The following is a 10,619-nucleotide window of genomic DNA, read 5'->3' as shown; positions in this document are numbered from 1 at the left end:
ATGCCTGACGACGCGCCGGCGCACCTGGGGCGGAGATGTAGGCAAGTCGCGCCCACGTAATCACAGAGTAACCAGTGTGGCCGGCGCGTGTCCCTGCGCCATTCTCCAGGCGTGGACCCACCCAGTGCCGCCACGATCGCCGCCCCCGGTGTCCCGTCCCCTATGATCCGCTGGGCACGCTGGTTGGCAGCTCAGCGAGCTTATGCGGCAGTTCGATCTTACCGGAAGGCGCGCCGCGAGGTGACCGCCAGAGATACAACGGCGAAGTGCTCCCCTCAGGGCACCTCCACGACCCTCCGCGCCAGGAACCGGAGCTCTAGCTCCTCCGGCAGGCATGGCTGGAACTTCGATAACATCCCTCTCGCGCACCCAGCCGCGTGCCGCCGCGCGTCCGCCTCCGTGATCGCCCCCGCAGCCGACAGCGCGCGCGTCGCCTCGCGCACCGCCACCACCGACTGCGCCGCCCCGCCACGAAGCTTGATCGCGCGATTCCCGGGAATCACCTGCTCGCCTAGTCGCTCCTCGAGCAGCCGCGCCAGCAGATTGTTCGCTCTCCCACCGAGGAACGTGTGCCACACGATCTCGCTCGGCCCCTCCACGATCGGCATCGGCGCGTCCTCGAGGAACCCATGGCTCGCACGCTCGGCGCGCATTACCTCGCGGGCACGCTTCGTCCACCATGGGTCCTCGGCTGCATCGAGCAGCGTCCGGCGGAGCTCTTCGCAGAGACGCCGCGCGAGGAGCCTCGGCTTCCCCAGCCAGTTCAGATGCTTGCCGTCCGGAGCAGGGACGACGTCGCAGATCCCTTTCTTCCAGTCGACGTGCGAGAGCTGCCACGGGCGTCCCCCCAGCACGAAGCAGCTCGCGGGCGGCAACGCCTGAAGGAACACGGCATCCACAGAGCCGACGTCACGAGGACCCCACCTCACCTGCAACAAGGGCGGCGCCTCGAAGACGGCGTAGAGCGCTTGGAAGTTTTTCCGGCCGTAGAGCGCCTCGCCCCTGGACCCCAGGATGAGCCGGCCATCCGCTGCGACGACGATCCCAGCCGAGAGCATCTGCCCGAGGAGCATCTCACGCTCGCGCGCGGTCACCTCCGCGAAGCACGCCGCGCCCGCAACCCAGGCCCAGACGTCCGCCAGCGGGACGCCCCCTTCCTGGAGGCACAGGGCGAGGACCTGCTGCGCGAGCACGTGGAAGGCCGCGCGTTCCGGCTGCACGGGTTCGACGTACCCGCTCGCCCAGAGCCGAAGCAGCGCTGCCGTCAGCACGAGCTCGCTCTCCTTAGTGCACAGGAGCGTGGCGCGCGGCCTGGTCCCTGGTCGCCGACCGGTGCGGCCCATCCGTTGGAGGAAGCTCGCCACGGAGGGCGGCGCGTCGACCTGATACACCGCGTCGAGATCGCCGACGTCGATGCCGAGCTCCATCGTCGATGTCGCGACGATCACGCAGTTCTGGCCCGACTCGAACGCGCGCTCCGACGCCCGGCGCTCATCGGCCGACAGGGACGAGTGCATGAGAAAGGTGGTCACGCCTGCGGCCTGGAGCGCCTCGCCGAGCTGCTCCACGCGGCGCCGGCTGTCCACGAAGGCGAGCCGCTTTTTCCCCGGATCGAGCTGGGCGATCACCTTGGCGGCGTTGGGGAGGCTGGCTACCCAGTCAAGGTGCACCTCGGGCGACGTCGAGGGCTTCGGGGGATCGACGAGCCGCGCCGGGCGGCGGCTCGTGCCCCCCAGCCAGGCGAGGATCTCCGCAGGGTTGCCCACCGTGGCCGAGAGGCCGATACGCTGGATATCCCGCCCGGCGTGGCGCTGGAGCCGTTCGAGCAGCGCGACGAGGTGGGAGCCGCGATCATCGGCGGCAAAGGCGTGCACCTCGTCGATCACGACCGCTTCGAGGCTGCGAAAGAGCCTGCGGCTCGGGACGCGGCGGCTCACCAGCATCACCTCGAGCGACTCGGGCGTCGTCATGAGGATGTCCGCGGGGTCCTCGATGAACCGCGCGCGCACGCTCGGGCTGACGTCGCCGTGCCACTTGAACACGCGCCGCGACACCATGCCCGCAATCTGCGTGAGCCGTGCCTCCTGGTTGTTGAGCAGCGCCTTGATCGGGCAGAGATACAGGACGCTCGGTGCGCTCCAGTCCTCGGCATGCATCCGCGAGAGCAGCGGCAAGAACGAAGCCTCGGTCTTGCCGCCGGCCGTCGGCGCCAGCACGACGCAGTTATCGCCGTCGAGGATGGCGTGCGCCGTGAGCTCCTGCACCGGCCGTAGCCCCGAGAAGCCGAGCGTGTGGACGATGTGGTAGCGGACGGCTGGGGAGAGGCGGTCGAAGGCACTCCGGTTCGGCGGCTGGGCAGCGTCCAGCGCTGCCGGACCCTGCCCCGCCCCCGGGACCTCCTCAGCCATCGTCGTCCCCGTCTGCGCGCGCGCCGCCCATCTCTAGGACGATGTCGTCCGGGCTCCTCGCGATCCCGGCGGCGGCCGCCTCTTCCGCCGTCATCTCTGCCGCCGATATCTTCAGATCGAGGTGCTCCGTGGGCTCGAAGTCCTCGAACTGGTCCACGCGATCGAGCACGCGATCCACGAGCTTCTTCAGGAACAGGCGCGGGGCAATGCCCGTCTTCTGGCCGAGCTTGCCGGTGACCTGGCGAGCGACCGCGCGCAGGACCTCATCGGTCACCTTCGCCTGGATGCGCTCGGGATGGTCGGCCGGGTATAGGCTCCGGACCCGCTTCGCCACCTCGACGAGGCGCTCCTCGTCGAACGGGAGCAGGCGCACCTGCACCGCCTTCGGGTTGTCGAAGTGCGTGTCTTCGTCGAAGTCGGTATGAAGCCGTTCAGCGAGCGCCGGGGCGCGCCGCACGCCCTGGGGGCCGTCGAAGAACGCCGGCGTGCCGGTGATGAGCAGGTAGAGCCCTGGGTACTCGCGATGCCCGATCGCGTCGATGAGCTGGCGCAGCGCGTTCAGGCTCTTCTCGCGGCTGTCCCCGCGCACCCGCTGGATCGTCTCGACCTCGTCGAGCACGAACATGAGCCCGGGGCGCCCGGTCTGCTTAAGCAGGAGAAGCAGCCCGCGAAGGAATGCGAGGGCACCGGTGTGATCCAGATCGGCCTTGAGGTTGGCCTTGCGCTTGATTGAGGCCGCGACGTGCGGCTGCCCCATCAGCCAGGCGATGAGCCCCTCGAACGTCGCCTCGTCCTCCGCGAGGCGCGCCCGGTGCGCGGCCCGCAGCGCCGACGAGAAAGCCGGCTGATCCGCGGCGACCTCGACCAGCCGCTCCTCGAGGCGCTCGGCCACACGCTCGTGGAAGCGCGCCGGATCCGACGAGAGCTCGGCCTCGGCCGCGAGGACCTCCTCCTCGAGATCGAAGAACCACTTCTCGATGAGCTGCCGGAAAGCCCCCCGATCGCGCTCCTTGGTCCGCAGGTGCTCGAGCGCACGCCGGTAGACCGTCTCCAGCCGGTAGAGCGGCGTGTCGACCTCGCTCACCTGCACCTCGGTGACGGCCATATCGAGGGCGAGCGCGCGGGCCGCGAAGTACCGTGAGAAGAACGTCTTGCCCGCGCCGTAGTCGCCGCGCACCGCCTTGAAGCGGCTGCGGCCCGCGGTGCACTCGCGCAGCTCCTCGACGATTACCTTCTCGAAGCGATCGAGCCCGACGGCAAGGTACTCCAGGCCCTTCTCGGGGACCGTACCGGTCCGGAGCGTGTGGAGAATGTCCTTGCGGCGGGCCTTCGACGGGAGCTCGAGATCAGCCATCGCCCTCCTCCAGGAAGATGGCGCGGAGCAGGTGCTCGTCGAGTAGAATGTTCTGGCCCTTGCGATCCATCGAGATCACGAGCTCCTGGTCGACGTTGAGCACCCGCTCCAGGCGGGTCAGGAAGCCCGGCACACGCACGCCCTTGCCCGCCGTGTCGATCTTCAGCTCCACGGCGAAACGGTCCCGCGTCATGCGCCCGCCATGGCGCAGGAGCAGGGCGATCGCCCGTTTCACGTCATCGCGGTAGGCCTCCTCGGTCTCGCGGATCTGCTGGCGGAAGAGCTGAGACTTGAAGAGCGCCTCACTGAGCTCTGGCCGCGCGGTGGATTCGGGGCCTGGCCCCGCGGCCACGCCTTGAGGCTCCGCAGGCGGCCCGAACGGCAGGAGCGCCTGTGCCGGAGGCGCAGACCGCGGCGGAGGAGCCGGGGGCGCAGGCCGCGGCAGAGGAGCCATGGCCGGCGCAGGCGGCTGCGGGGCCGCAGACGCCTCGCGCTCGTCGAGGTCAGCGCTCGCGCTCGGGGCGCGCTCACGGCTCCAGAACGGCGGCGGCTCGAGGGGCGCCTCGACGACGTCGAGCGCCGCGAGCTCGGGCAGGAGCCCTCTCGGTGCGAGCAGCACCGCAGGCGCGACCGCCTCCGACAGGCTCGCCCCGCCGTGCTCGCCGGCGTGGAGCACCGACGTGTAGCGCACCGTCTCGTGCACGGCGACCGCCACGCGATCCACGCCTGCCGGCGTCACGAGGGCGCCGGCCGGCAGCTCGATCTCGTCCGGCATCGCGGACTCCGAGGGACCGAGGGTGCGGTAGCGCGCCCCGGACTCGCTCTCCTCCCCTGCCCTCCCCGCGCTCCGGACCGCGGCGCCGACGAAGCGCTGCGAGCTGATATTGCCGTGATCGCTCACGAGGAGCACGAGGCGCCCGGTGCTCTCAGCCGCGTCGAGGAGGGCTCGGAGCGGCCGGATGGTCGCGGTCGAGAGCGCCACGCGGAGCTGTGCCGAGCCTTTGAGCTGGTCGTCGATCGCGTTCACCACCACGGCCACGATGCGCTGGTCTCCGCGCACGATCTGCGAGGCATCGTCCGAGAGCCCACCGCCTGCGCCCAGGATGTCGCTCCGGAGCAGGACGCTGGGGGACTCTCCCATCCGCACGACAGCCGGGTGGTGCGCGAGGCGATCCCCGTCCCGCCCCGTATCGAGGCTCTCGCCCATCGTCATCGCGCGCCCCGCAAAGAGCGCGCTTCGGCTCAGCTTCGTGAGCGTCGGTACGTGGGCCAGCACCGGCAGGCGGCGCCCGCGCGACACCGGCACGAAGGACGTGCGCGCGACGGAGCGCCAGAGCTCCGTGAGGTTCGCGGCGCTCATACCGTCCATGCAGAGGACGAGCAGCCGCAGATCCTCCTGCTGCTCCAGCAGGGAGAGCCCCACGCGCGCGAGCACGTCCTCGATGAGCAACAGCTCCGCGCTGCGCCCATCGAGGAGCGCGGCGCCGCGCAGCACCCCACGATCTCCCTTCTTGCCGACGAGCTGCGCGTAAGCGCGCGCGAACCGCGCGTCGAGCGCATCGCGCACCTGATCCACCCGCTGGACGAGCGGCGCGAGGCCCTTGCCGAACGGCCCTGCGCCGTCGGAGCGCACGATCTGGCGCGCCCAGTCGACGTACCTGCCGACCGTGGCCTGGAACGTGGCGAGGCCAATCACCTCGGCGTGCGGCGAGGCGGCGCTTTGCGGCTCGGGCTCGCCGAGGAACGCGGCCAGGCGCGCGGCCATCTCGACCTGCTCTTCGAGCCGCTCGTCGCCGTGCGCGGCATCGTGCGCGAGGAGCTGCGCAGCTGCATCGTCGACGGCCTCGATCGCTCGCCTCGCGGACGCGACGTCCGCAGCGCCGGCACAGGCCGCGACCGCCTCGACGAACGCCTTGCACCGGTGCTCGAACACGAACGGCAGGCGGTTCGACCCGAGCGCGAGCGGCCGCACCTGCTCTGCGCCCAGGATGCTCTCCGCCTCTCCCAGGATTGCGCGCCGCAGCGGGTCGTGGCCGTCGCCCGCCAGCCGCTGCCATACGAGCGGGACCAGGTAGCCGAGATCCACGAGCACCCTCGAGAGCCCAGAGATGCGTTCTTTGCCGAGGACGGACCGGAGCGGATGCCCCTGCGTCTGCAGCACGCGCATCTCGAGCACCGTGGTGAGGAGCGTGAAGCTCGGCCCCTTCGCCTCGTTGAGCACCGCGCGCGTTGCCTCGCCGACGATCGCCATCGCCGCGAGCTCCACGGCGGCGTCCTCGAGCCAGGCCGCGAGGATGAGCGGCGCGCTGGGCCCCATCCGGCGCCCGAGCACGTCGGTGACCTCCTCCCGTGCGCCCTTGACCGCCGCGAGCAGGGCACCCAGCGCATTGCCGCGGCGATCGCGATCGAGCAGTGTCGCCGCGAAGAGCTGCGCCTCCGTCTCGAGCCCCTCGAGCCCTAGCCGGTCGCGCAGGAAGACGAGCCACGCGTCGTCGAGATCGATGCTCGGGGCGTCCCCGCGCCCGTACACGCGCGTCCCCTCGCGCTGCGCCACGCCGCGAAGCTTGCTGCTGGTGAGGCGCGGCGTCCCGCTCCTTGCCCCGAACCGCCGCGGGAGCAGCCACTCGATCTGCGGCCACCAGAGCCGGCCCCCGGCGATCATCGCCTCGAGGTCGCGCGGAAGCTGGCGCGAGAACGGCACGATGTAGGCGACGGGATCGTCCCCCTCGCGCTCGCGCGCGAGCTTTCGCCGGAGATCGAGCTCCCCCGAGGTGGCGACCACGCGGAATCGCTGCTCCTCGCCGTTCACCTTCGCCGAGACCGTGGCGCCGTCGTCTGAAGGCTCGGCGAGGCGCGCGTAGATCGCCGAGCGCAGCGTGCGGTGCTGGCGCTGGTGGAGCTGCTCCAGCTCCCTCCGGATCGGATCGCGCGAGAGCGCCGGTGCCTCCGGCGATCCGATCTCCGCCGGTGCTGCCGGGCGCGCGGCCGTCATCCGCCCTCTCCGTCGAGGATCTCGATGGTCACGCGGACCCGCTTACCGCTCTCGAGCTTCGCGCGGAGCTCCGCCATCAGCCCTTCCACCTCACGCGCTTCGCAGAGCATTACCTCCGAGATCGCACGCGCGGGCGGCGGCGCCACGACCTGCGGCGACACGCCCCTCGGCTGCGGCGCCACGTGCGGCTCGGGCGGTGGAGGGTTCACCGTCACGACAAACCCGGGTTCCGGCTCGGGCGGCGGCGAAGGTGGCGAGAAGCCCACGAGGATCTGTGTGATCTCCGCGGCCGCCCTCTCGAGCGCCGGCCGGAGCGCCTCGACGTTCTCGTCGCGCACGAGGACTGCCCGCACGCGGTCCATCACCTGCACGACCGCCCCCCTGCGGGCCGGATCCGCCTCGAGCCTGCGCCCAGCCTCGATCGGTGCCCTCAGGTTCTGCGCGCGCAGCGTCTCCAGGAGCGTATCGACGCGCCGCGGGCCAGCCATGTGCGTGATGGCCGTCGTGCGCGCCGGATCCCACGAGAAGCGCGCGACCGCCTCGACGACATCCTTCGCGCTGGCAGTCGCCGACACCGCGCTCGCGAGCTCGTGTAGCTTGCGCAGCACCTCACCTCGCTGGGTCGCCTCGATGTCGCTGGCGACGCCCGCCATGCGCTGCCACTCCCCCAGCGCGGCCACAGCCTCCGCGAGGCGCTTCGTGTCGAGGCTCACGGCCTTCTGCTTCACCGCGCTCGCGAGCTCGTCGACACGCTGCGGCGTCAGCGCCTTGCCGCCGAGCGTGACCCCGAGCAGCTCGGCCGCGCCGAGCGCGCGCTGCCAGACCTGCTGCCCTGGCAGCTCCACGGGCACGAGGGCCGTGTCGTCCGTCAGCTTGCCGATGAGCCCGGGGACGGCGTTCCCGTGGGCGAAGAGCCTGAGCGGCCGGGTCGCGGCCTTCGCGTAGGCGAGCACGAGGAAGTCCTCCACCTCGGGGGAGAGCTCCATCAGCTCGTCCGGATCGAGCGCCGCGCGCACCGCGCCCACCGAGAGCGGGCCCTTGTGGTTCGCGAGGTTCCTCGTCACCTGGTCGAGGAGGCCACCCGCGTAGCTCACGTCCTCCTCGATGATCCGCACGATGCCGAGGTGCTCGGCCGCGGCGATGGCGCGCAGCTCCTCGACCTGGGCCTTGTCGAACCTCGCCTTCCGGTCGGGGTTATCGAGCAGCCGGTCGAGCAGCTCCAGCACGGCCTCGAGCCGCGCCTTCGTCGGTTGCTTGCCGAACACCGGGTGGCGCGGCGCCCGTGTCTCGAGTGCCTGATCGAGCACGGCCTTCAGCGCCTTGTCGAAGAGCCTATCGGCCGGCACCGAGAGCTTCGTGTCGCGCCGGAGCAGGTGCACCTGCCGCTCGGGCGCGAGGCCCGACGCGAGGTGCGCGTCGAACGCGTGGTCCACGCCGTACGCGCTCGCAAGGGCGTTCTCCACCTGCGTAAGCTTGAGGTCACGCTGCTGCTCCAGGGTCGAGCGCACCCGACCGAGCTCGTCCATGCTCACCCACGGGATGCGGCTCGCGAGGTCGTGATCTCCCCGGAGCTCGTAGAGCCCGTCCAGCGTCGCGAGATCCGCGAGCGCCTGCCGGGTGTCCTCGTCCAGGAACGCGGGCAGCCACACCACGGTGGGGAGCCCCCGGGCCGCATCCTTGTCGGGGAGCTCCTCGATGACCTGCATGACGCGTCGCTCGTCGTCGCGCGGGCTGTAGCCCATCTCGTCGAACGGGTAGTCGATGACCACGCGCAGGTCCTCGTCCTCCCCGGGGCGGAAGACATTGTCGTTCGCGAGGCGCGTGTTGTCGTAGACGAACCCGACGCGCCACTTGCGCCCGCGCCACTCGTGGGAGCGCGTGCCCATCTGGTCCTTGCGCGCGACGCCCATCTTCTCGAAGAGGATGTCGCGCACCCGGACGCGGCGGCGGTGCTCGTTGCCGAGGTCGCGGCAGTAGTCGAGGATGCGCCGCACGTCGATGGTGTCGAGCACGCCGCGCACCTCGGGGTTGCCCACGCCCTTGGCGTGCACCGCGGGCGTCACGCTCTCCCACTCGCGCACGAGCTTCGCCGCTATCGAGGTTTCCTCGTTTGGCACCTTCGACTTGAGCGTGCCGCTGTTCAGATACACCAGGCTCGCCGCGGTCAGGTTCTTGAGCACCGGCGTGTTCGGCACGATGCCCTGGAGCAGCACCGTCTTGGCGATGCGTGTCTGCGTCCGGCACGCCTTCTCCGCGCAGCCCGCGCAGCCGAGGCGTGCGTCGAAGTCCTCCCGCAGGAGCTGACACCGCTCGGGCGTGTCGGTCTTGTTCTTCTTGCGGATGTGCGGGAGCAGGTCCCCCTCGTAGATGCGCCGCGCCTGCTCGTAGAGCCGCTGGATCGCGGGCAGATCGCTCGTCTGCCCGTGCGCCACCACATCGAAGAGGTCGCCCACCGGCACGATCTTGCCGAGCTCGAAGTCCGGCAGGTAGCGCACGAGCAGGTGCGTGAGCTCGCGCAGCGCGGTACGGTCGCGCTGGAGCGTCGCGCTTAGCGCGACCATCACCTCCACGAGCGCGGGCGTGAACGGGTACACGCGGCGGAAGTCGTCGGCGTCGCCCTGATTGCCGTTGAGCTGGCGGAAGTCCTGCGCAAACGTGCGCTTGTACGTCTCGAACGCCGCGTCGAGCTCGATCTTGGCATGGGGGCCTGTGGTCCGGAGCACGCGCTTCTCGATGATGCGCGGCAGGTCCTTGTCCTCGAGCGAGATCGTCTCGAACCGGTCCTTCCAGAACGAGAGCTGGTCCTTGAACACGACCTCGTCGCGCCCCACCGCGAGCTTGCCCACCATCTCCGAGAGGTCGCGCTGCCGGGCGGCGAAGGTCAGGAACGGCAGCGCGGGCGGGTAGTCGCCGTGCTCGACCAGCGTCGAGACCTTCGGCGTCTCCAGCGCGAGCTTCTTGGGGTCCTGGAACGCGGAGAGCCAGAGGACGAGCTCGTCAAGGAACAGGACCACGCCCTCGTAGCCGAGGCCCTGGAGGTGCTCGGCGAGGATCTGCAGGCCCGGACCCAGCTTCACGAACGCGGAGCTCGCCACCACGCCCTCGAACCACGGCGTCTTGGCGAGCTCGCCGGCGAGGTCCCGCGCCTCCTTTGACTGGGGCGCGGCGATGACCCGCTCGAAGCGCGCCCGGTCCCACCCGCCGATGTCCCCCCACTCGCCGGCCTCCGCGGCGCCTTGGTTCGAGGGGAACGCCCCGAAGAACTTCGCGTCGCCGAGGTCGTCGAGCAGCCGCCGCGCGCTCTCGAAGAGCTTCTGCGATTCGAAGAGCGCCGGCGCCGGGGCGCCCGGGTGGAGCCGCGAGAGCTCCTCCACCGCCGCGCCGAAGACGATCTCCTCCAGCGTCGTCGCCCCGCGGCTGATGCACTGCACGTGCAGACGGAAGAGCTTCTTTCCGATCACCCCGGGCGAGAACTTCTTCCGGTGCGCCTGCAGCTCGGGGTGGACCGAGTACACGGCCATGTCGTCCGCGAGCAGCAGGCTGAGCACGTTCATGAAGTGCGACTTGCCGCTGCCGAAGCTGCCGTGAACCCAGGTGAACACGCTGCGGTGGTCCCCGAGGCCCCGGCGGACGTTGTCGAGAGCGCGCTCCAGGTTGCGGGCGATGGACGGGGTGACCACGTACGCGCCGAGGACCGCCTCGTTGCGCTCGGTCGACGCGGTGCGGTCAATCTGGTGGACGAAGTCCACCGTCTTGACGTCCTCGGGGATCTGGAAATACCGACGGAGGGGTGCTTCGGACATGGTTCCGGGGGGCTCTCAGGGGGTGCGGTGTGCCTCGGCGGTGCTGAAAACAGGGACGGCCA

4 protein-coding genes are annotated in these 10,619 nt (G+C 70.7%); all 4 read right to left on the bottom strand.

The genetic code is table 11. The features are described from left to right. Positions 1-275: 275 nt before the first annotated feature. Genes WME95_RS44765 through WME95_RS44750 form a run of 4 tightly spaced genes read right to left on the bottom strand, consistent with a single transcriptional unit; the run spans position 276 to position 10,557 of the window. Entirely contained in the window at positions 276-2,408 is a 2,133-nt protein-coding gene (locus WME95_RS44765) for a DEAD/DEAH box helicase (protein ID WP_437905309.1), read from the bottom strand. Beyond that, positions 2,401-3,762 (bottom strand): BREX system ATP-binding protein BrxD, encoded by a 1,362-nt coding sequence (gene brxD / locus WME95_RS44760; RefSeq protein WP_437905307.1) that lies wholly within the window; start codon positions 3,760-3,762, stop codon positions 2,401-2,403. The genes WME95_RS44765 and brxD overlap by 8 nt, the downstream gene beginning before the upstream one ends. Next, positions 3,755-6,754: a BREX-2 system phosphatase PglZ gene (pglZ, locus tag WME95_RS44755; RefSeq protein ID WP_437905306.1), complete on the bottom strand. Its 3,000-nt coding sequence runs from the start codon at positions 6,752-6,754 to the stop codon at positions 3,755-3,757. Before pglZ ends, brxD begins: the two co-directional genes overlap by 8 nt. Further along, complete coding sequence (locus WME95_RS44750) at positions 6,751-10,557, bottom strand: DUF6079 family protein (protein ID WP_437905304.1); 3,807 nt, start codon at positions 10,555-10,557, stop codon at positions 6,751-6,753. The genes pglZ and WME95_RS44750 overlap by 4 nt, the downstream gene beginning before the upstream one ends. Positions 10,558-10,619: the final 62 nt, after the last annotated feature.

Source organism: Sorangium sp. So ce327 (assembly GCF_051530205.1).
Taxonomy (GTDB): Bacteria; Myxococcota_A; Polyangia; order Polyangiales; family Polyangiaceae; genus Sorangium; species Sorangium cellulosum_B.
The sequence above is the reverse complement of the archived record's forward strand: the minus strand, read 5'-3'. Positions and strand labels throughout refer to the sequence as shown.